The sequence below is a fragment of the Zestomonas ipomoeae genome, assembly GCF_057128665.1.
The window spans coordinates 102,155-123,817 of sequence record NZ_JBSKHQ010000002.1; the positions used below are offsets into that span (position 1 = coordinate 102,155).

The window sequence follows — 21,663 nt, forward strand, 5'->3', positions numbered from 1 at the left end:
CGCACCCATTTTTGGGGGCGGATAGTAAAGCAGCCCGCAGGCGCCCGGCCAAGACCGCTGGCCGGGGATTCGCAGCCTGGGCGACGAGGTGGCGCTACGGCGTCGATGCTGTGCTGGGGGACGGCGGCGACAGCGCGCGCAACACCGGCTCGCCCTCCGGCAATAACTGCCAGACCAGCAGGGTGGCGGGCTCGGCGGCGCTGGCGTTGCGCGCCTGCACATGCGGCACGCCCGGGCTCTCGTACCAGCTTTCTCCGGCACCGAAGGTCTGCTCGGGACCGCCCTGCACCTGGGTGACCACCTGGCCCTCCAGCACATAGGCCAGCACCGAGCCGGCATGTACGTGCGCCGGCGACGCCTGCCCGGGGGCGAAACGCACCGTGAGCAGCACGCCGCGCTGGCCCGGCGCATCGGCCAGCAGCCTGTCCTGCAGGATATCCAGCCGCTCCGGCCCATGGGCGCTGGCCGCCAACGGCAGCAGCGGCAGCAGCAGCCCCAGGCGCCGACGGCATGGGCTCGCCATGGCGTCCTCCCTCAGGCCGGTTCCAGCGCGAAGCCGACGCCGAAGCGGTTCCAGGCATTGATGGTGGCGATGGCCAGCGTCAGGTCGACGATTTCCTGCTCGCCGAAGTGCGCGCCCAGGGCCTCGTACTCAGCGCGCGGGGCACCGCGCTGCGGCAACAGGGTCAGGCTCTCGGTCCAGGCCAGGGCGGCGCGCTCGCGCGGGCTGAAGAAGCCGGTGTCGCGCCAGACGCAGAGCGTGCTCAGGCGTTGCTCGCTCTCGCCGCGCTGGCGCGCGTCCTTGCTGTGCATGTCGACGCAGAAGGCACAGCCGTTGAGTTGCGAGGCGCGCAGGCGCACCAGTTCCAGCAGCGCGGGGTCCAGATCGCTGCGCGAGAGGGCCTGCTCCAGGCCGAGCATGGCCTTGTAGGCGGCGGGGGATTTGGCGGACCAATCGAGGCGTGCACTCATGGCGAATCTCCTGTGAGGGTGGCAGGACTCGCCCGGTGCGAATCCTGGCTGCTACCCTAGGTGCAACTTTGGCATCCACAAATAGCCAATCTGCAACGATTTCAGGTAGCCAATCCAGCATGGAGCTGCAACTCAGCCTCTGCGGCCGCCAGGACCTGGTCGGCCAGCTCTATCGCCAGCTGCGCGAGGGCATTCTCGAAGGCCGCCTGTGCAGCGGCGACCGGCTCCCGGCGACGCGCTTGCTCGCCGAGCGCCTCGGCGTTTCGCGCAAGACAGTGAACGACGCCTACGAGCGCCTGAGCGCCGAAGGCTTCCTGCAGGCCCGTGTCGGCAGCGGCACCTTCGTCGCCGACGCGCCCTCCCCGGCCAGCCAGCCGCGCAAGCCGAGCGCGGCCTTGCGTGCCAACGCGCGATGGCAGGCGCTGGCCGCCGGCGCGCAGTTGCGCGAGCAGCCGCAGCTGCGCTACAGCTTCACCGGCGGTGCCAGCGAGACCCGCCGCTTTCCCTACGACGAATGGCGCGCCTGCGTGCTGCATGCGCTGCGCCAGCAAGCGCGCAACCCCGGCATCCACGCCGAGGCGTTAGGCTGCCCGCCGCTGCGCATGGCCACCTCGCGCTATCTGGCGATCAACCGCGCGGTGCGCTGCGACTGGCGCGACATCCTGATCAGCCAGGGCGCCCAGCAGGCCCTCGACCTGCTGGCGCGGGTGATGCTGGAGCCCGGCGACCTGGTGGCGCTGGAAGAACCCGGCTACCCGCCGGCACGGCAGGCCTTCCTCGCCGCCGGCGCACGGGTGGTGGGCGTGCCGGTGGATGGCGAGGGCTTGCGGGTGGATTGCCTGCCGGACGCCGCCAAGGTGGTCTATGTGACGCCCTCCCACCAGTTCCCGCTGGGCATGCCGCTCAGCCTGCCGCGCCGCCTGGCCCTGCTGGAATGGGCCAGCGCGCGCCAGGCGCTGATCATCGAGGACGACTACGACGGCGAGTACCGCTTCTCCGGCCGCCCGCTGGAGGCGCTGCAGAGTCTCGACAGGGAAGGCCGGGTGGCCTATGTCGGCACCTTTTCCAAGACCCTGTTCCCCGAGCTGCGCCTGGGCTACCTGCTGATCCCGCCGGCCCTGCGCGAGGTGGTGAGCCTGGCCAAGCGACTCACCGACCGCCACAGCGAAAGCCTGCAGCAACTGGCCCTGGCGCATTTCATCCAGAGCGGCGCCTTCGCCCGCCATACCCGGCGCCTGCAACGGGAGTACGCGACGCGCCGCGAGCGGCTGCTGGCACGGCTCGCTGGCGACCTGGCGCCCTGGCTCGCCGCGCTGCCGGCCGTGGCCGGCCTCCACCTCGCCGCGCGCCTGCGCCAGCCGCTGGATGCCGCCCGCTTGTGCGCGCAGCTCGCCGAGCGCGGCGTGCACGTGCTGAACCTGGCGCCGCTGTACCTTGGCGAAGCGACCATGCAGGGCCTGATGTTCGGCTTCGGCGCCATCGAGACCGAGGACATCGACCCGGCGCTGGACATTCTCGCCGAGCTGCTGCGCTCGTCCTCCTGACCGCAACCGAGGCACACTGCGTAAGGGAACGAAGCCCAACATCCGGCCCGCAGGGCCGGCACGCACCCCGTTTCCGTTGGTTTCGCCGGTCCGGCCGCCGCCAGCGGTCGACGCGACCTAGCTTCGCCCGAGCAACGCGCCGCCGACGATCAGCAAGGCGGCGATCAGCAACGCCGGGCTCGGCGTGGCGTAGCCGGCCAGCACCAGCAGCAGGGTCGACAGCAGCGGCGTGGCATAGGCGAGGATGCCGAGCAGGCGCAGGTTGCCGTGCTTCATGCCCAGGTCCCAGGTGAAGAAGGCGCTGCCCACCGGGCCCAGGCCGAGCAACAGGACACCAAGCCACTGGCCGCCCCGAGGCCGATAGGCCGGCTCCCAGAGCCCGTGGCAGAGCAGCGCCAGCAGGCCGGTGGCCAGGCAGTACCAGGCCACCGCGCTGGTCGGCACACCGGCGAACAGCCGCGACAGCACCGAATAGCCGGCCCACACCAGGGCCGCCGCCAGCGCCGCCAGATAGCCCGTCGCGTGCTCGCCGCTCCAGCCCTGCGGGCCGATCAGCAGCGCCGCGCCCGCCAGGCCGAGCAGCGCCCCCAGCACCTGCCGCGCCCGCAGCCGCTCGCCCGGCAAACCAGCGGAGAACAGCACGATCAGCAGCGGCCACAGGTAGCTGATCAGCCCGGCATTGGCCGCCGGCGCATTCTGCTGGGCGATGAAGTAGAGCAGGTGGAAGCCGAACAGACCGCCCACGCCGAGCAGCCAGGCCAGCCCCGGCTGGCGCAGCGCCGCCCGCCAGTCGACGCCCTGCCGGAGCAGCACGGCGAACGCGCAAGCGGCGGCAAGCAGGAAGCACAAGCCGGTGAGCAGGAACGGCGGGATCGGTCCGGCCAGTTGCGTCAACAGGGCCAGGGTGGACCAGCTCAGCACCGAGCTGGCGCCGATCCAGGTGGCCCGCCGGGAGCCAGGGGAGGTGTGTGCAGTCATGGCGTTTCCGCGCAGTCGATGAGCGGCATAGCCTGCCGCGACACCACGGAAAAACTTGTCTGGATCGGTCGCTTCAGACCCCGGCGCACTGGCGCCAGGCCCGCGGACTCACGCCCCGGTAGCGACGAAACACATGGGCGAAGTGGCTGGAGTCGGCAAAGCCACAGGCCTGGGCGATATCGGTCAGGCGCCAGCGGCCCTCGCGCAGCAGTTGCTCGGCTCGGCACAGGCGCCGCTCGGCGAGCCAGGCCTGGGGCGCGAGCCCGGTCAATGCCTGCAACTGGCGGGCGAAGGCGCGCTCGCTGAGATGGCACAGCGCAGCCAGCTCGGCGACCCGCAGCGGCTCGGCCAGACGCGCCTCCACGTGGCGTTGCAGCCGCGCGAGATTCAGTCGCTGTGCCGGCCAGCCCGAGCGGCCGCCGTCGCCCTGCAGCAGCGCCAGCAGTCGCAGCGGTTCGGCCCGGCAATCGGCGGCGGCGAGGTGCCGAGTGCCGGGCCGCTCGAACAAGCGCTGGGCCTCGGGCGCCAGCGCATCCAGCCAGGACAGCGGCAGGTCCAGCACGCGGCAGCGGTTCGAATCCCTGAGGGCCAGGTAATGATGGGTTTCGCCGGCCGGAATCAGGCACACCCGCCCCGCCTCGATGCGCGCACCGCGCCCTGCCACCTCGATATCCAGGTTGCCGTCCAGGCCGACCAGCACCTGGTGGAACTCATGGGCATCGCTCAGCACCCGGGGCGGATAGCGGCGCAGGTCATCGTGCAGGTCGGAATGAGGGAAGCGAGCCATTCGGGCATGCCGGCAAGGAAAGCGGCCATGATCCTGCGTCAGGTCGCGCCTGCCAAGCGCCGTCAGTGGCGCAACTGATCGGCAATCGCCTGGATCTCTGCCCGGTGGCTGAGCACCAGGGTCAGCTCGCCGTTGTCGCCGATGAAATCCATCGGCGGCAGCAGCTTGTGGAAGACCGGCAGGTCCTGCAGCGGCGGCAGCTCGACCGGCTCGCGCAGTTGCTTGATAGCGTGGAACAGGCCGAGATTGACCAGATCTACCAGCAGGATGTCCGGGCCGTCGCAGTGCTGCCAGTTGCCGAGGTCGCGCACGATGCGGATGTAGCTGTCATCCACCGCCCACTTCTTCAATACGATGACGCCCAGCGACTTGCTGTATTGCCGGCACAGGCTGTAGTAGAACGCCCGCGATGGCGTGATGCTGCAATCCTTGAAGGCGGACAGCACCGCCAGGGTGCCGATTTCGCTCAGCAGGCTGGCCAGCAGGGCGTGCTCCGGCTCCGCGCGGCCAAGGGCGCGGGCGAGGAAGGCGGTGATGCTGGCCTTGAGGATCAGCCGCTCCCAGACCTCCATGAACAGCTGCTTGTGTCCACTGCTGTGCAGGGTGAACAGGCTCTTGATGCTGTGGATCATGGTGATGCGGTCGACCTGCGCCACGCCCAGCACGCGCACCACGTCGAGCAGCGTCTTGGGCGCATGCCGGGTGCGCTGCAGCACGCTGGCCGCGTTCTTCATCAGCAGGGCGCTGAGCGCAGGGTCCCTGGCGATCAACCGGCTCAGTTGCCCCATGCTGAGCTCCGGCTGGGTCAGCGCGCGCCGGATTTCCAGGGTGATCGTCGGCAGACTGGGCAACTGCTCCTCGCCGCACATCAGCTGGGAAATGACCTGTCGGTAGATGGAATATTCCGTGTGCTCGGTGGCTGCCATGGCGCTTTCTCTCCTGCCGCTTCAGCAGTGTAGCCAAGCACCGCCCCGGCAAATGGCCGGGGCCAACGGCTCCCGTTCGTCGGATTACCGCTTTTGCCCGCGGGGAGGCTCAGGCAGACGCGGCGACCGCATTCAAAAAATTGGCGCCATTAAAAAAGCGAATCCGCACACAAATCGCGCCCTCCCGACCGGCCAATCGGCATGGCGATTTCATGGCAAGTACTGGCATCACGCCATAGCGAAAAAATATTGACGTCAATAAGTCGATAAATGGCTCTTATCATCAAGCGCATTCCGATCTATAAAAGCGTCCCGTAAGGCCTTGGCCCCATAACGGCAGCCACGCTGCCCTTTTTGCTGTTAGTTCGTGCACCGGCCGGAATGCCGAGTAAGCCCTACTGACTCGTGGATGAGATGTGTAGCGACTGAAGCAGTTCTCGTCGTTGGAGATTCAGTCATGATCGATCTTGCAACCTGGAATCTATCCGTACCAGTAGGCGACCCCGCCGTCACCATCGAGACGCCACAACTGCTCGCTGGCTATCAGGACAACTATTTCAAGACCCAATCGGGCGCCCTCTTCTTCTGGGCACCCGTGGAGGGCGAAACCACGGAAAACGCCAAATACCCGCGCACGGAGCTGCGCGAGACCTATGCCGACGGAACCCTGCATAACTGGCACATTCCCAGTGCCGATCACTTTCTGCGGGCGGGGCTGAAAGTCACCCAGGTGCCATCGACCGGCAAGGTGGTCATCGGCCAGATCCACGCCTTCCAGAGCAACAGCCCGCTGCTGAAGGTGGAATACCAGTACAAGTCCTATTCGAAGACCGGCAACATCGTGGCCAAGGTGCGCCTGCATCCCAAGGACGCGACCCAGGTCTACACCGTGGCCACCGGCATCCCGCTGAACCAGCGCTTCGTCTACTCGATCCACCTGAGTCCCGGCGGCACCCTCGGCGTCACCATCAACGACTTCAAGTGGAGCGCGCGCGTGGACCCCGACTGGGCTCCAAAACCGCTGTATTTCAAGGCTGGCGTCTATCCGCAGGACAACACCGGCTACCAGGAGGCTGGCAGCGCCACCTTCGACAAGCTGGATATCGATCACTATCCGCTGTAAAGCAGCCGGCACCGCAATGAAAAGGCCCGCATCGCTGCGGGCCTTTTTATGTCATGCGCGGCAGGTCAGTTGACCTTGGGGTTCAGCTCGCCCTTGGCATAGCGCAGGTACATGCCTTCGAGGGAGATCGGCTTGATCTTCGAGGCGTTGCCGGCGGTGCCGAAGGCTTCGTAGCGGGCGATGCAGATGTCGCGCATCGCTTCGACGGTCTTGGCGAAGTACTTGCGCGGGTCGAACTCGCTGGGGTTCTGCGCCAGGAAGCGGCGGATCGCGCCGGTGGAGGCCAGGCGCAGGTCGGTGTCGATATTGACCTTGCGCACCCCGTACTTGATGCCTTCGACGATCTCTTCGACCGGCACGCCGTAGGTTTCCTTAATGTCGCCACCGAACTCGTTGATGATCGCCAGCCAGTCCTGCGGCACCGAGGAAGAGCCGTGCATCACCAGGTGGGTGTTGGGGATGCGCTTGTGGATTTCCTTGATGCGGTCGATGGCGAGGATGTCGCCGGTCGGCGGCTTGGTGAACTTGTAGGCGCCGTGGCTGGTGCCGATGGCGATGGCGAGGGCGTCGACCTGGGTGCGTTTGACGAAGTCGGCGGCCTCTTCCGGATCGGTAAGCATCTGGCTGTGGTCCAGGGTGCCTTCGGCGCCGATGCCGTCTTCCTCACCGGCCTGGCCGGTTTCCAGGCTGCCCAGGCAGCCCAGCTCGCCTTCCACCGACACGCCGCAGGCATGGGCGAAGGCTACGGTCTGCTGGGTCACGCGAACGTTGTAGTCGTAGTCGGCGGGGGTCTTGCCGTCTTCCTTCAGCGAGCCGTCCATCATCACCGAGGAGAAGCCGAGCTGGATGGAACGCTGGCACACGTCGGGGCTGGTACCGTGGTCCTGGTGCATGCACACCGGGATATGCGGGAATTCTTCGATGGCCGCCAGGATCAGGTGGCGCAGGAACGGCGCGCCGGCGTACTTGCGGGCACCGGCCGAGGCCTGGACGATCACGGGGGAATCGGTCTTGTCGGCCGCTTCCATGATGGCGCGCATCTGCTCGAGGTTGTTGACGTTGAAGGCCGGAACGCCGTAGCCGCGTTCGGCGGCGTGGTCCAGCAACTGGCGCATGCTGATGAGTGCCATGGGTATCTCTCTCCCGATTGGGGCTCGTTAAGCGTCAAAGCCTGCCGCAGGGGCAGGCGGTATTCAAGTCGGGGTTGGCGCGCCCATATGGCAGACGACGACGCTCCCTCTTTCCTCCGCCGGGGCGAAGGTATTTCTATGACCCGTGGCCGCCGTTGTGGCAGGCCGCAGGCAAATGCTCGTAGCGGGTCGGATCGCCACTGGCTCGCGCCTCGACTTCGGCCTGCTGCTCGCGCACCGGACTCGGATTGGCCATGGCGTTGGCCGTCAGCGACCCGCACCAGCGGTCATCCTGCTCCGGGTCGCTGATGCAACCGGCTAGCGGCAGGACCAGGATCGCGAGGCCCAGCAATGCGTGTCTCGTCATGCAACCACCCTCATGGACAACGCTGCTCGTCATCCGCACTGATCACCGCTGTCGGGTCGCCGGTGCTCTGCACCTCGACCCGCTGATCGTTCTGCGCAGTCGGCGTCATCGCCGGCGGCGGGCTGAACACCTCACAGGCACTGTCGACGTTAGAGCCGGCGCATCCTGCCAGGCCCAGGCAAACCAGCAAAACGGTGGTGCGGCGCATACACGACTCCTTGTAACGGGGTTCCCCCTACAAAGACCGCCGCCGGCCCCGGTTGTTGCGACCGGGCCTCACCCCTTGGCGCGCTGCTCCAGCACCTCGACCGCCGGCAATACCTTGCCCTCGACGAATTCGAGGAAGGCGCCGCCGCCGGTGGAGATGTAGGAAATCTTCTCGCCGACGCCGTACTTGTCGATGGCCGCCAGGGTGTCGCCACCGCCGGCGATGGAGAACGCCGGGCTCTCGGCGATGGCCAGGGCCAGGGCCTTGGTACCCTCGCCGAACTGATCGAATTCGAACACGCCCACCGGGCCATTCCATAGGATAGTCTTCGACGACTTCAACAGCTCGGCGAATTGCGCCGCGGTCTGCGGGCCGATGTCGAGGATCATGTCGTCGTCGGCCACATCGTTCACCGACTTCACGGTGGCGGCCGCGTCCTCGGCAAACGCCTTGGCCACCACAACGTCTACCGGCAGCGGCACGCTGACCTTGGCGGCGATGGCCTTGGCGGTATCCACCAGGTCGGCTTCGTACAGCGACGTGCCGACCTTGTAGCCGGCGGCGGCGAGGAAGGTGTTGGCGATGCCGCCGCCGACGATCAACTGGTCGCAGATCTGCGAGAGGCTGTTCAGCACGTCGAGCTTGGTCGACACCTTGGAGCCGGCGACGATGGCCGCCATCGGCTTGGCCGGGTTGCCCAGCGCCTTGCCCAGGGCTTCCAGCTCGGCCGCCAGCAGCGGGCCGGCGCAGGCGGTCTTGGCGAACTTGGCCACGCCGTGGGTCGAACCCTCGGCGCGGTGGGCGGTGCCGAAGGCGTCCATGACGAACACGTCGCACAGGGCCGCGTACTGCTGAGCCAGCTCGTCGGCGTTCTTCTTCTCGCCCTTGTTGAAGCGCACATTCTCGAACAGCACCAGCTCGCCCGGCTTGACTTCGACGCCACCGAGGTAGTCCTTGACCAGCGGCACGTCGCGACCGAGGGCCTTGCTCAAGTACGCGGCCACCGGCTTGAGGCTGTTCTCCTCGGAGAACTCACCCTCGGTCGGACGGCCCAGGTGCGAGCAGACCATCAGCGCGGCGCCCTTCTCCAGCGCCAGCCGGATGGTCGGCAAGGCGGCGAGGATGCGCGCATCGCTCTTGACCACGCCGTCCTTCACCGGGACGTTGAGGTCTTCGCGGATCAGCACGCGCTTACCGGCGAGGTCGAGGTCGGTCATCTTCAACACGTTCATGGTCAGTCCTTCACGGGGGCTGGTTAATCGGAGACAGCGGCGACGCGCAGATAGTGATCGGCGACGTCGAGCATTCGGTTGGCGAAGCCCCATTCGTTGTCGAACCAGGCCAGCAGGTTCACCAGGCGGGGGCCGGAGACGCGGGTCTGGCTGCCGTCGACGATGGCCGAATGGGGGTCGTGGTTGAAATCGCAGCTGACATGGGGCAGTTCGGTGTAGGCCAGCAGGCCCTTGAGCGGGCCGCTTTCGGCCGCCTCGCGCAGCACCCGGTTGATCTCGTCGGCATCGGTATCGCGGGCGGTCTGCAGGGTGATGTCCAGGCACGAGACATTCACCGTCGGCACCCGCACGGCCTTGGCCTGGATGCGCCCGGCCAATTCCGGCAACAGCCGCTCGATACCGCGTGCCAGACCGGTGGACACCGGGATCACCGACTGGAAGGCCGAGCGCGTGCGGCGCAGGTCCTCGTGGTGATAGGCATCGATTACCGGCTGGTCGTTCATGGCGGAGTGAATGGTCGTGATCGAGACGTACTCAAGACCCACCGCCTCGTTGAGAAGTTTCAACAGCGGTACGCCGCAGTTGGTGGTACAGGACGCATTCGAGACCAGCGTCTCGGAACCGCTCAAGCGCCCTTGATTGACGCCGTAGACGATGGTCGCGTCGATATCCGCTTCGCTGGCCATCGGCTGGGAGAACAGCACCCGCGGCGCGCCGGCCGCGAGGAAGCGCTCGCCATCGCCACGGGTGTGGTAGGCGCCGGAGCACTCCAGCACCAGGTCGATGTCCAGCGCGGCCCAGTCGATGCCCTCGGGCGTGGCGCTACGCAGTACCTTCACGCAATCGCCGTTGATGTGCAGGCAATCCCCTTCCACCCGCACGTCGCCGGGGAAGCGGCCGTGGGTGGAGTCGAAGCGCGTCAGGTACTCGATGCTCGCCTGGTCGGCCAGGTCGTTCAGCGCCGCCACCTCGAACCCCGCCCCGCCGCGCTCGTAGAGTGCGCGCAGCACGCAGCGGCCGATGCGGCCATAGCCGTTCAATGCAACTCTATAGGGACGACGGGACATGGGGTTCCTTGTGAGCGGGAGCAAGCAGCCCTGGGGCGACACAACGCGGGAGGCGCCAGGCACGGCGCCCCACCGAAGGAGCCGCCGCGCCGGCGTCCTCGCCGGTCAGTCTTCCAGCAGCTCGTCGGCGACCGACAGCACGTTATCGACGGTGAAGCCGAAGTGCTCGAACAGCGCCGGTGCCGGGGCGGACTCGCCGAAGCTGGTCATGCCGATCACCCGGCCGTCGAGGCCGACGTACTTGTACCAGTAGTCCGCATGGGCGGCTTCGATGGCGATGCGCGCGCCGACTTCCACCGGCAGCACGGCCTGCTTGTAGGCGGCATCCTGAGCATCGAACACGCTGGTGCACGGCATCGAGACGACACGCACCTTGCGGCCCTGCTCGGTCAGCCTGTCATACGCCTGCATGGCCAGCGACACTTCCGAACCGGTGGCGATGAAGATCAGCTCCGGTTCGCCCTGGCAGCTCTTCAGCACGTAGCCGCCGCGGGCGATGGCGCTTTCCTGCTCGTGGTCGCGCAGGTGGTGCGGCAGGTTCTGGCGGGAGAAGATCAGCGCGCTCGGGCCATCCTTGCGCTCGATGGCGTGCTTCCAGGCCACCGCGGCCTCCACCGCGTCGGCCGGCCGCCAGGTGTCGAGGTTCGGCGTGCAGCGCAGGCTGGCCAGTTGCTCGATCGGCTGGTGGGTCGGGCCGTCCTCGCCCAGGCCGATGGAGTCGTGGGTGAATACATAGAGCACGCGCTGCTTCATCAGCGCCGACATGCGCACGGCGTTGCGCGCGTACTCCATGAAGATCAGGAAGGTGGCGCCGTAGGGCACCAGGCCGCCGTGCAGGGCGATGCCGTTCATGATCGCGCTCATGCCGAACTCGCGCACGCCGTAGTACATGTAGTTGCCCGAGGCATCTTCCTGCACCACCGGCTTGCAGCCCTTCCACAGGGTCAGGTTGGAGCCGGCCAGGTCGGCGGAACCGCCGAGCAGTTCCGGCAGCAGCGGGCCGAAGGCGTTCAGGCAGTTCTGGCTGGCCTTGCGGCTGGCGATGGTCTCGCCCTTCTCGGCCACCGCACGGATGAATTCGCTGGCCTTGGCGGAGAAGTCCGCCGGCAGCTCGCCGGCCATGCGCCGGGTGAACTCGGCGGCCAGCTCAGGGTACTCGGCCCGGTAGGCGGCAAAACGCTGGTTCCAGTCGCTCTCGGCGCTGGCGCCTGCGTCCTTGGCATCCCACTCGGCATAGATGTCAGCGGGGATTTCGAACGGCGGGTGATTCCAGCCGAGGTTGGCGCGGGTCAGGGCGATCTCGTCGTTGCCCAGCGCGGCGCCGTGGCACTCTTCCTTGCCCTGCTTGTTCGGCGAGCCGAAGCCGATGATGGTCTTGCAGCAGATCAGGGTCGGCTGCTCGCTCTTGCGCGCAGTCTCGATGGCCATCTTGATTTCGTCGGCGTCATGGCCATCGACATTGCGGATCACCTGCCAGCCGTAGGCTTCGAAGCGCTTGGGCGTGTCGTCGGTGAACCAGCCGTGCACCTCGCCGTCGATGGAGATGCCGTTGTCGTCGTAGAAGGCGATCAGCTTGCCCAGGCCGAGGGTGCCGGCCAACGAGCAGACCTCATGGGAGATGCCTTCCATCATGCAGCCGTCGCCGAGGAACACGTAGGTGAAGTGGTCGACGATGGTGTGGCCTTCGCGGTTGAACTGCGCGGCCATGACCTTTTCCGCCACGGCGAAGCCGACGGCGTTGGCGATGCCCTGGCCGAGCGGGCCGGTGGTGGTCTCGACGCCGGGGGTATAGCCGTATTCGGGGTGGCCGGGAGTGCGGCTGTGCAGCTGGCGGAAGTTCTTCAGGTCCTCGATGCCGAGGTCGTAGCCGGTGAGGTGCAGCAGGGAGTAGATCAGCATCGAGCCATGGCCGTTGGACAGCACGAAGCGGTCGCGGTCGGCCCAGCCCGGGTTGCTCGGGTTGTGCTTCAGGTAGTCGCGCCAGAGCACTTCGGCGATATCGGCCATGCCCATGGGGGCGCCGGGATGACCGCTGTTGGCTTTCTGCACGGCATCCATGCTGAGGGCACGAATGGCATTGGCACGCTCACGACGGCTGGGCATCGCTGATCTCCTGCGGGGGTACTGAATCGAAAAAGGCGGCCATTTTCGCCCAGCCGGGACCGCGGGGGCAATGACGTAGCGACGGAAGCTGCCTGCTATTTGCCAGCAAGCGGCGCTTCGCCACCCACAGCCAATATCAAGAATTTTTGATATTGGCCTTGCTGTACGAAAAGTGACCGACTAGACTGCGCCCCCTATGAACCTGCGCGCGCCTACCATCCGCCACGATGCCTGCGACGAGCTGGCCGCCCTGTGCAAGGCCGGCGGCGATCCACTGCGGCTGAACGTATTGCGCGCGCTGACCAACGATTCTTTCGGTGTGCTGGAGCTGGCGCAAATCTTCGCCATCGGCCAGTCGGGCATGAGCCATCACCTCAAGGTGCTGGCCCAGGCCGGCCTGGTGGCCACCCGCCGCGAAGGCAATGCGATCTTCTACCGCCGCGCCCTGCCGCCGGCCGACACCCTGGGCGGGGCGTTGCACGCGGCACTGCTGGAAGAGGTGGACGCGCTGGACCTGCCGGCCGAGGTACGGGCGCGCATCGCCGAGGTGCATGGGCAACGGGCCACTGCCAGCCGCGACTTCTTCGCGCGCATGGCGGACAAGTTCCAGGCCCAGCAGGACCTGATCGCCGGCCTGCCGCAGTACCGCGACAGCGTGCTGGCACTGGTCGATGCGCTGGGCCTGCCGGCCAGCGCGACGGCGCTGGAAGTCGGTCCCGGCGACGGTGCCTTCCTGCCGGAGCTGGCCCGGCGCTTCGCCCGGGTCACCGCGCTGGACAACAGCCCGGCGATGCTGGAACTGGCGCGGCTGCGCTGCGCCGCACTGGGCCTGGGCAACGTCGAGCTGAAACTCGCCGACGCGCTGCAGGAGGAACATGAAGCCGCCGACTGCGTGGTGGTGAACATGGTGCTGCACCATGTCGCCGCCCCGGCCGAGGCACTGAGACAGCTGGCGCGCCTGGTGAAGACCGGCGGCGGCCTGCTGGTCACCGAGTTGTGCAGCCACAACCAGAGTTGGGCCAGGGAGGCCTGCGGCGATCTCTGGTTGGGCTTCGAACAGGACGAACTGGCCCGCTGGGCCGATGCCGCGGGGCTCACGCCCGGCGAGAGCCTCTATCTTGGCTTGCGTAACGGTTTTCAGATCCAGGTGCGGCATTTCGCCAAGCCCAGCGCTGACGACCGCCTCACCCACCGGTAATTTAGGAACCGATCGATGAGCGAATATTCCCTGTTTACCTCCGAGTCCGTGTCCGAAGGCCATCCGGACAAGATCGCCGACCAGATCTCCGATGCGGTGCTCGACGCCATCATCGCCGAGGACAAGCATGCCCGCGTGGCCTGCGAAACCCTGGTGAAGACCGGTGTGGCGATCGTCGCCGGCGAGGTCACCACCTCCGCCTGGATCGACCTGGAAGAGCTGGTGCGCAAGGTCATCTGCGACATCGGCTACACCAGCTCCGACGTCGGCTTCGACGGCCACACCTGCGGCATCATCAACATCATCGGCAAGCAGTCGGTGGATATCGCCCAGGGTGTCGACCGCTCCAAGCCGGAAGACCAGGGTGCCGGCGACCAGGGCCTGATGTTCGGCTACGCCAGCAACGAAACCGACGTGCTGATGCCGGCGCCGATCTGCTTCTCCCACCGCCTGGTGGAGCGCCAGGCCGAGGCCCGCAAGTCCGGCCTGCTGCCGTGGCTGCGCCCGGACGCCAAGAGCCAGGTCACCTGCCGCTACGAGAACGGCAAGGTGGTCGGCATCGACGCCATCGTGCTGTCCACCCAGCACAACCCGGACGTGAAGTACGCCGACCTGCGCGAAGCGGTGATGGAGCTGATCGTCAAGCACGTGATCCCGGCCGAACTGCTGCACAAGGACACCCAGTTCCACATCAACCCGACCGGCCAGTTCATCATCGGCGGCCCGGTGGGCGACTGCGGCCTGACCGGGCGCAAGATCATCGTCGACAGCTACGGCGGCATGGCCCGCCACGGCGGCGGCGCGTTCTCCGGCAAGGACCCGTCCAAGGTCGACCGTTCCGCCGCCTACGCCGGCCGCTACGTGGCCAAGAACGTGGTCGCCGCCGGCCTGGCCGAGCGTTGCGAGATCCAGGTGTCCTACGCCATCGGCGTGGCCCAGCCAACCTCGATCGCGGTCAACACCTTCGGCACCGGCAAGGTCAGCGACGAGCGTATCGTGGCCCTGGTTCGCGAGCACTTCGACCTGCGTCCCTACGCGATCACCAAGATGCTCGACCTGCTGCACCCGATGTACAAGGCCACCGCGGCCTACGGCCACTTCGGGCGCAATCCCTACGAGATGACCGTAGGCAGCGACAGCTTCACCGCCTTCACCTGGGAGAAGACCGACAAGGCCGACGCCCTGCGCGCCGCCGCCGGCCTGTAGCACTCCAGCCAGGCGGCAGGCCCGCCGCCCGCAAACGATCCGATGCCGGAATGCTCCGGCATCGGATTTTTTTGCCCGGCGCGGCGAGAACCGCGACCTAGCCCACCCTCCAGATATCCCGCGCGTACTCGCGAATGCTGCGATCGGAGGAGAACCAGCCCATGCGTGCGGTGTTGAGGATCGCCGAACGCCACCACTGCTTGGGCGAGCGCCAGCGTTCCTCGACCTGCATCTGTGCGCTCCAGTAGGCGTCGAAGTCGGCGCAGAGCATGAAGTGGTCGTGCCAGGTGAGGCTGTCCACCAGCGCCACGTAGCGCGACGGGTCGCTCGGCGAGAACACTCCGCCACGGATAGCCAGCAACACCTCGTGCAGGCGCGGCGACTCCATGATCAAGGCCTCGGAGCTGAGCTCGCCGGCGTCGCGGCGGGCCTTCACCTCTTCGGCGGTGAGGCCGAAGATGAACATGTGCTCATCGCCAATACGTTCGAGCATTTCCACGTTGGCGCCGTCCAGGGTACCGATGGTCAGCGCGCCGTTGAGGGCGAACTTCATGTTGCCGGTGCCGGACGCTTCCATGCCGGCGGTGGAAATCTGCTCGGAGAGATCGGCCGCCGGGATCACCCGCTCGGCCAGGCTGACGTTGTAGTTGGGCAGGAATGCCACCTTCAGCAAGCCGCGCACGGTAGGGTCGTCGTTGACCGTGCGGGCGATGTCGTTGGCCAGCTTGATGATCAGCTTGGCCTGGTGATAGCTGGCCGCGGCCTTGCCGGCGAAGACCTTCACCCGCGGCACCCAGTCGATGTTCGGCTCGTCGCGGATCGCCTGGTACAGCGCCACGGTATGCAGCAGGTTGAGCAACTGGCGCTTGTATTCGTGGATGCGCTTGACCTGCACGTCGAACATTGCGGTCGGATCGACGACGATGCCCATGCGCTCCTGGATCAGCTCGGCAAGCACCCCCTTGTTATGCCGGCGCTGCTCGGCGAAACGCTTCTGGAAGGCCGCACGCTCAGCGAAGGGCTCCAGATCGGCGAGGCTCTCTTCGGGCGAATCGAACACACCGGGACCGATGGTCTCCAGCAGCAACCCGGTGAGTTGCGGGTTGGCCTGGTACAGCCAGCGGCGGAAGGTGATGCCGTTGGTCTTGTTGTTGATGCGCTGCGGGTAGAGCCGGTGCAGCGAGGCGAACACGGTTTCGCGCATCAGCTCGGTGTGCAGCGCGGAGACGCCATTGATGCTATGGGAACCGAGGAACGCCAGGTTGCCCATGCGCACCCGGCGGCCGTGCTCTTCCTCGATCAGCGAGACCGCGCGCAACAGATCGAAATCGTGGATGTTCTGCGCGCGCAGGCGGTCGATGTGCTGGGCGTTGATCAGGTAGATGATCTGCATGTGGCGCGGCAACAGGCGCTCCATCATGCCCACCGCCCAGGTTTCCAGCGCCTCCGGCAGCAATGTGTGGTTGGTGTAGGCAAAGGTGTTGATCGTCAGGTCCCAGGCGCGGTCCCAGTCGATGCCGTGCTCGTCGACCATGATGCGCATCAGCTCGGCCACGGCGATGGCCGGGTGGGTGTCGTTGAGCTGGATGGCGGCGAACTCGGGCAGGTTGTAGAGACTGCCGTGCTGCTTCAGGTGGCGCCGCAGCAGGTCCTGCAGCGAGGCGGAGACGAAGAAATACTCCTGGCGCAGGCGCAGTTCCTGGCCGGCCTCGGTCATATCCGCCGGATAGAGCACTCGCGAGATGCTTTCCGCGCGCGCTTCCTCGGCCACCGCGCCGAGGTGGTCGCCGGCGTTGAAGCGTTCCAGGTGCAGGTCGCTCTCGGCCCGCGCCCGCCATAGCCGCAGGGTGTTGACGCTGGCCCCGCGCCAGCCGGCGACCGGCGTGTCGTAGGCGATCGAGCGCACCTCCTCGGCCGGATGCCAGACCTGCCGGCGATTGCCATTGCCGTCCGATTGCGCCTCGACGCTGCCGCCGAAGCCGACCAGGTAGCTGACCTCCGGCCGTTCGAATTCCCAGGGGTTGCCGAAATCCAGCCAGGTCTCGGTTTGCTCCTGCTGCCAGCCGTCGACGATGGTCTGGCGGAACAACCCGTGCTCGTAGCGAATACCGTAGCCATGGGCTGGCACGCCAAGGGTGGCCATGCTCTCCATGTAGCAGGCCGCCAGCCGGCCGAGGCCGCCGTTGCCGAGGGCGGCGTCCGGCTCCAGGTTGCGGATGCGTTCGAGGTCGACGTCCAGATCCGCCAGCGCGGCGCGCGCCACGTCGAGCAGGCCGAGGTTGCTCAGGTTGTCCAGCAGCAGGCGGCCGATGAGGAATTCCAGCGACAGGTAGTAGACGCGTTTGCAGCCCTTTCGATAGACCTCGCGGGTGCGCTCCATCCAGCGGTCGACCAGATGGTCGCGGGCGGCCAAGGCGATGGCTTCGAACCAGTCATGGTCAAAGGCGTGTTCAGGGTCCTTGCCAACCGAGTAGGTCAGCTTGGCGAGCACATTGGCGCGAAATGCGGCGACTTCTTCAGCGGAAACGAGCGGCTCCTGGGACATGGATGACGGCCTTGTATGCAGGTGAGCGGGCATGACTCTCGACGTTTCTCTGCATGTGACGCCAATGCCAGCCCTGGGTTCGATGCCGACCCGGCATGACCGGATGGCGGAGAATGCTGGCAAAAAACCGCGGCGCCGCTATGATCGCCGCCCGCCCCTCGCGACTGCCCTGGCATGAAAAGACCGCAACTGATCGCCGCCGCCGAAATCGACCGCCTGGAAACCTGGGTCAAGTACCGCGAAGGCCTGTGCAGCGGTTGCCACGCCAGTTGCTGCACGCTGCCGGTGGAAGTGCGCCTGGACGACCTGATCCGCATGCAGGTGGTGGATGAATTCGAGCGCGACGAACCGGCCAAGTCGATCGCCAAGCGCCTGATCAAGGAAGGCATCGTCGAGCGCTTCAACCACAAGCACGAACGCTTCACCCTCACCCGCATGGCCAACGGCGACTGCCTGTACCTGGACCGCAAGAGCCGCCTGTGCCGCATCTACGAGCAGCGCCCGACCACCTGCCGCAACCATCCGCACATCGGCCCGCGCCCCGGCCACTGCGCCTACAAACCGCGCGCTTGAGCGGTTCGCCAACGAAATAGGCGTGCCTTGCCGGGAACCTGAGGCAGCGCATCGCGTCTAGACAGCTACACGGCCGCCCCTGCGGCCGCGCCCTCAGCCACCGGGACAGCGCAGGCCATGCACACTCCTCCTCCCGCACCCGGCTGCCGGCTAACCGCGCTGGCGCTGCTCTACCTTCTCGGCGGCGCCTGGCACGCCGCCCAGGCCGGGTCGGCGGCGGCCTGGCCGCAACGCCTGCTGGAGCACCTGGCCAAGGCGGATGCACGACACCCGGGCGAGCTCGGCGTGTACGTCAAGGACCTGGGCAGCGGCCTGACCGTCGGCTACCGCACGGAGCAGACCTGGTACCTGGCCTCCGGCATCAAGGTGGTGGTCGCCATCGCCGTGCTGCGCGCCGTCGCGCGCGGCGAACTGACCCTCGACGGCCCGGTACGCCTGGCCCCCGGCGACTACGTCGATGGCGCCGGACCGACCAAGGGACTGCCACCCGGGAGCGCGGTGCGGGTGGACTTCCTGCTGGAGCAGATGCTCATCCGCAGCGACAACACCGCTGCCGATGCGCTGATCCGCCAGGTCGGGCTGGAAAACGTCAACCAGCTCGCCAACGAACTGGTTCCGCAGGGCCTTGGCCGCATCACCAGCCTGGCGGACGTGCGCCGGCACGCCTACAGCCACTATCACCCACGGGCCTTCCAGCTCAGCGGCCAGGACTTCCTGCTGCTGCGCCAGCAAAACCGCGAAGCCGGGCGCCGTGCCCTGCTCGCTCAACTGCTCGGTGTCGAGCCATCGCAGTTGCAGCCCGGTGTCGACCTCGACAGCGCCTTCGAGGCCTTCTACGCCAGCGGACTCAACGCCGGGCGGCTCGACGCCTATGGCCAGTTGCTGGAAGCCATCGTCGATGGCCATGCCCTGGATTCGGAAGGCCGGGCCTTGCTGCTGTCGCTGATGCGCCGGGCCGCCACCGGACAACAACGCCTCAAGGCCGGCCTGCCCGCCGGGGTCAGCTTCGCTCACAAGACCGGTACCCAGCGCAATCGCGCCTGCGACCTGGGCATCGCCGAGCCCCCTGACGGGCGGCGGCTGATCGTCGCCGCCTGCACCCGCGGAGCGCCCCTGAGCCAAGCCGAGCGGGCCATGCGCGAGGTGGGCGCGGCGCTGCGGCTATCCGGCGCCCTTGCCGAGGAGACCGACCGATGAAGCCATCCCGTCTGGCCGTCGTCCTGCCGCTGCTGGCCTTGGCGCTCTGGCCCGCCCTGCGCCCGGCTCCGAGCCAGGGCTGGGTGCCCTCGCTGCAGGAGCGCATCGCCCTGCTCGACCAACGCACCCCTGGCGAGCTCGGCGTGTACATCAAGCACCTGGGGGACGGGCTCGAGCTGCAGTACCAGGCCGACCGCTACTGGTACCTGGCCTCGGCGGTCAAGGTGCCGGTGGCGATCGCCGTGCTGCAGCGGGTCGATGCCGGCGAGCTGTCTCTCGACGATCGCATGACCCTGCGCGAAACCGACAAGGTGGACGGCGCCGGCACCTTGGCCTGGCAGGAACCTGGCCGCCGCTACAGGATCGGCACACTGCTGGAGGAAATGCTGCAGAAAAGCGACAGCACCGCCGCCGACATGCTGATCCGCCGGCTCGGCGTCGACGCCCTGAACGACAGTCTGCAGCGCCTGGGCATCGCCGGTTTCGAACGCATCACCCGCCTGCGGCAGGTGCGCTATGACGTATTCGGCCAGCTGTACCCGCAGGCCACGCGACTGACCGGCCAGGACCTGCTGGAGCTTGCCGGCCTGCCTCGCGAACAGCGCACTGCCGCGCTCGCCCGACGCCTGGGCGCCAGCCCTGGTGAGCGCGAGACGCCGAGCCTGGAGCAGGCCTACCGGCACTACTACGACACCCGCCTCAACTCCAGCACCCTCGCCGCCTACGGCGCCTTGCTGGAAAGGCTGGTGCGCGGCGAGCTGTTGTCTCCCGAGAGCACCGCGCGACTGCTGAAGATGATGGGCCTGGGCCGCTACCACGGCTATCGCCTGGAAGCCGGGCTGCCCCGCTCGCACCCCTTTGCCGACAAGACCGGCACCCAGTACCAGCGCGCTTGCCACATGGGGGTGATCGATCCGCGCCAGGACGACGCCATCGTCGTCGCCGCCTGCACCGAACACCTGGAACAGGAGGACGCCGCCGACGTGCTCGAGCAGCTCGGCAGGCTGATCGGCACCAGCCTGCTGCATTCCTCCTGACCCGAACCGCGCGCCGTACGACCCACCGCGAGCGGGACCGGGCCTGCTACACTGCGCGCCATTTCGCTCCTCCAGGCCCTTCCCGTGACCAGCACCGCCTTCTCCAGCCTTCCGCTTTCCGCCGCCATGCTCGCCAACCTCGACGCCATCGGCTACGCGGAGATGACGCCGATCCAGGCCAGCAGCCTGCCGGTGATGCTCAAGGGCCAGGACCTGATCGCCCAGGCCAAGACCGGCAGCGGCAAGACCGCCGCCTTCGGCATCGGCCTGCTCGACCCACTCAATCCGCGCTTCTTCGGTTGCCAGGCGCTGGTGTTGTGCCCGACCCGCGAGCTGGCCGACCAAGTGGCCAAGGAAGTCCGCCGCCTGGCCCGCGCCGCCGACAACATCAAGGTGCTGACCCTTTGCGGCGGGGTGCCCTTCGGCCCGCAGATCGGCTCGCTGGAACATGGCGCACACATCATCGTCGGCACCCCGGGCCGCGTGCAGGAACACCTGCGCAAGGGCACCCTGAAACTCGACAGCCTCAATACCCTGGTGCTCGACGAAGCCGACCGCATGCTCGACATGGGCTTCTACGACAGCATCGCCGAGATCATCGGCCAGACCCCGGCCAAGCGGCAGACCCTGCTGTTCTCCGCCACCTACCCGGCCGGCATCGAGCAACTGGCCAAGACCTTCATGCGCAACCCGCAGCAGGTGAAGGTCGAAGCCCTGCACGACGACACCCAGATCGAGCAGCGCTTCTACGAGATCGACCCGCGTCAACGCCTGGAGGCGGTGAGCCGCCTGCTGCTGCACTTCCGCCCGCAATCCTGTGTCGCCTTCTGCCATACCAAGCAACAGTGCCAGGAGCTGGTCGACCACCTGAATGCGCAGAAGATTTCCGCCCAGACCCTGCATGGCGACCTGGAGCAGCGCGACCGCGACCAGGTGCTGGCGATGTTCGCCAACCGCAGCTGCGCGGTGCTGGTGGCCACCGACGTCGCCGCCCGCGGCCTGGACATCGCCGGGCTGGAGGCGGTGATCAACGTCGAACTGTCCCGCGACCCGGAAATCCACGTCCATCGCGTCGGCCGCAGTGGCCGTGCCGGCGAGAAGGGCCTGGCCCTGAGCCTGGTGGCCCCGGCCGAAGCCAGCCGCGCCCAGGCCATCGAAGACCTGCAGAAGGCACCGCTCAACTGGGCCGACCTGGCGACGCTCAAGCCGACCTCCAGCGACCCGCTGCTGCCGCCGATGGCCAGCCTGTGCATCAGCGCCGGGCGTAAGGACAAGCTACGCCCCGGCGACATCCTCGGCGCCCTCACCGGCGAGGCCGGCATTCCCGGCGCCCAGGTCGGCAAGATCACCCTCTTCGACTACCAGGCCTACGTCGCCGTCGAACGCAGCATCGCCAAGCAGGCGCTGAAGCGTCTCAGCGAAGGCAAGATCAAAGGCCGCTCGCTGAAGGTGCGCATTCTCTAGCACCCT

Annotated in this window: 20 protein-coding genes; 8 read left to right on the forward strand and 12 right to left on the reverse strand. The window is 67.3% G+C overall.

Features of this window, described 5'->3' with window-relative positions:
- Window positions 1-94 precede the first annotated feature (94 nt).
- Together ACWKV7_RS04105 and ACWKV7_RS04110 are read right to left on the reverse strand one after the other, a co-directional pair.
- Window positions 95-523: a cupin domain-containing protein gene (locus ACWKV7_RS04105; RefSeq protein ID WP_483856373.1), complete on the reverse strand. Its 429-nt coding sequence runs from the start codon at window positions 521-523 to the stop codon at window positions 95-97.
- Window positions 524-534: 11 nt separating this feature from the next.
- A complete protein-coding gene (locus tag ACWKV7_RS04110; RefSeq protein ID WP_483856374.1) occupies window positions 535-972 on the reverse strand; it encodes a carboxymuconolactone decarboxylase family protein in 438 nt (145 codons plus the stop codon).
- Between the two features lie 119 nt (window positions 973-1,091).
- Here ACWKV7_RS04110 and pdxR point away from each other — a divergent pair, with 119 nt between their 5' ends.
- Window positions 1,092-2,516 (forward strand): MocR-like pyridoxine biosynthesis transcription factor PdxR, encoded by a 1,425-nt coding sequence (gene pdxR, locus ACWKV7_RS04115; RefSeq protein ID WP_483856375.1) that lies wholly within the window; start codon window positions 1,092-1,094, stop codon window positions 2,514-2,516.
- A 117-nt stretch (window positions 2,517-2,633) separates the two neighbouring features.
- Here pdxR and yddG read toward each other — a convergent pair whose 3' ends face one another.
- The 3 genes from yddG to ACWKV7_RS04130 all read right to left on the reverse strand — a co-directional run bounded on the left by yddG (window position 2,634) and on the right by ACWKV7_RS04130 (window position 5,207).
- A complete protein-coding gene (gene yddG / locus ACWKV7_RS04120; RefSeq protein WP_483856376.1) occupies window positions 2,634-3,494 on the reverse strand; it encodes an aromatic amino acid exporter YddG in 861 nt (286 codons plus the stop codon).
- A 73-nt stretch (window positions 3,495-3,567) separates the two neighbouring features.
- Entirely contained in the window at window positions 3,568-4,281 is a 714-nt protein-coding gene (locus ACWKV7_RS04125) for a helix-turn-helix domain-containing protein (protein WP_483856377.1), read from the reverse strand.
- A 62-nt stretch (window positions 4,282-4,343) separates the two neighbouring features.
- Window positions 4,344-5,207: an HDOD domain-containing protein gene (locus ACWKV7_RS04130; protein ID WP_483856378.1), complete on the reverse strand. Its 864-nt coding sequence runs from the start codon at window positions 5,205-5,207 to the stop codon at window positions 4,344-4,346.
- Window positions 5,208-5,664: 457 nt separating this feature from the next.
- Here ACWKV7_RS04130 and ACWKV7_RS04135 point away from each other — a divergent pair, with 457 nt between their 5' ends.
- Window positions 5,665-6,330 (forward strand): polysaccharide lyase family 7 protein, encoded by a 666-nt coding sequence (locus ACWKV7_RS04135; RefSeq protein ID WP_483856379.1) that lies wholly within the window; start codon window positions 5,665-5,667, stop codon window positions 6,328-6,330.
- Between the two features lie 65 nt (window positions 6,331-6,395).
- Here ACWKV7_RS04135 and fba read toward each other — a convergent pair whose 3' ends face one another.
- The 6 genes from fba to tkt all read right to left on the reverse strand — a co-directional run bounded on the left by fba (window position 6,396) and on the right by tkt (window position 12,437).
- Entirely contained in the window at window positions 6,396-7,460 is a 1,065-nt protein-coding gene (fba, locus tag ACWKV7_RS04140; RefSeq protein WP_483856380.1) for a class II fructose-bisphosphate aldolase, read from the reverse strand.
- A 136-nt stretch (window positions 7,461-7,596) separates the two neighbouring features.
- Window positions 7,597-7,827 (reverse strand): hypothetical protein, encoded by a 231-nt coding sequence (locus ACWKV7_RS04145; protein WP_483856381.1) that lies wholly within the window; start codon window positions 7,825-7,827, stop codon window positions 7,597-7,599.
- A 10-nt stretch (window positions 7,828-7,837) separates the two neighbouring features.
- The gene (locus ACWKV7_RS04150; RefSeq protein WP_483856382.1) at window positions 7,838-8,035 is read right to left on the reverse strand and encodes a hypothetical protein; all 198 of its coding nucleotides are present in this window, start codon (window positions 8,033-8,035) and stop codon (window positions 7,838-7,840) included.
- 68 nt (window positions 8,036-8,103) lie between these two features.
- Window positions 8,104-9,267 carry a phosphoglycerate kinase gene (locus ACWKV7_RS04155; protein ID WP_483856383.1) on the reverse strand — a complete coding sequence of 388 codons (1,164 nt, stop codon included), beginning with the start codon at window positions 9,265-9,267 and terminating at the stop codon, window positions 8,104-8,106.
- A 23-nt stretch (window positions 9,268-9,290) separates the two neighbouring features.
- Entirely contained in the window at window positions 9,291-10,334 is a 1,044-nt protein-coding gene (epd, locus tag ACWKV7_RS04160) for an erythrose-4-phosphate dehydrogenase (protein WP_483856384.1), read from the reverse strand.
- Between the two features lie 105 nt (window positions 10,335-10,439).
- A complete protein-coding gene (tkt, locus tag ACWKV7_RS04165) occupies window positions 10,440-12,437 on the reverse strand; it encodes a transketolase (RefSeq protein WP_483856385.1) in 1,998 nt (665 codons plus the stop codon).
- A gap of 196 nt (window positions 12,438-12,633) precedes the next feature.
- Here tkt and ACWKV7_RS04170 point away from each other — a divergent pair, with 196 nt between their 5' ends.
- Window positions 12,634-13,635: an ArsR/SmtB family transcription factor gene (locus ACWKV7_RS04170; protein WP_483856386.1), complete on the forward strand. Its 1,002-nt coding sequence runs from the start codon at window positions 12,634-12,636 to the stop codon at window positions 13,633-13,635.
- A 15-nt stretch (window positions 13,636-13,650) separates the two neighbouring features.
- On the forward strand, window positions 13,651-14,841 hold the full coding sequence (gene metK, locus ACWKV7_RS04175; RefSeq protein WP_483856387.1) for a methionine adenosyltransferase: 1,191 nt from the start codon (window positions 13,651-13,653) through the stop codon (window positions 14,839-14,841).
- A 97-nt stretch (window positions 14,842-14,938) separates the two neighbouring features.
- On the opposite strand, the gene ACWKV7_RS04180 is transcribed toward metK, so the two are convergent.
- Window positions 14,939-17,386: a glycogen/starch/alpha-glucan phosphorylase gene (locus ACWKV7_RS04180; RefSeq protein ID WP_483856388.1), complete on the reverse strand. Its 2,448-nt coding sequence runs from the start codon at window positions 17,384-17,386 to the stop codon at window positions 14,939-14,941.
- A gap of 174 nt (window positions 17,387-17,560) precedes the next feature.
- Here ACWKV7_RS04180 and ACWKV7_RS04185 point away from each other — a divergent pair, with 174 nt between their 5' ends.
- From ACWKV7_RS04185 to dbpA, 4 genes are all read left to right on the forward strand, one after another.
- Complete coding sequence (locus ACWKV7_RS04185) at window positions 17,561-17,959, forward strand: YkgJ family cysteine cluster protein (protein ID WP_483856389.1); 399 nt, start codon at window positions 17,561-17,563, stop codon at window positions 17,957-17,959.
- A gap of 117 nt (window positions 17,960-18,076) precedes the next feature.
- The gene (locus tag ACWKV7_RS04190; protein WP_483856390.1) at window positions 18,077-19,156 is read left to right on the forward strand and encodes a serine hydrolase; all 1,080 of its coding nucleotides are present in this window, start codon (window positions 18,077-18,079) and stop codon (window positions 19,154-19,156) included.
- Window positions 19,153-20,193, forward strand: a complete 1,041-nt coding sequence (locus ACWKV7_RS04195; protein ID WP_483856391.1) for a serine hydrolase — start codon at window positions 19,153-19,155, stop codon at window positions 20,191-20,193. The genes ACWKV7_RS04190 and ACWKV7_RS04195 overlap by 4 nt, the downstream gene beginning before the upstream one ends.
- Window positions 20,194-20,277: 84 nt before the next feature.
- Complete coding sequence (dbpA, locus tag ACWKV7_RS04200) at window positions 20,278-21,657, forward strand: ATP-dependent RNA helicase DbpA (RefSeq protein WP_483856392.1); 1,380 nt, start codon at window positions 20,278-20,280, stop codon at window positions 21,655-21,657.
- Window positions 21,658-21,663 lie beyond the last annotated feature (6 nt).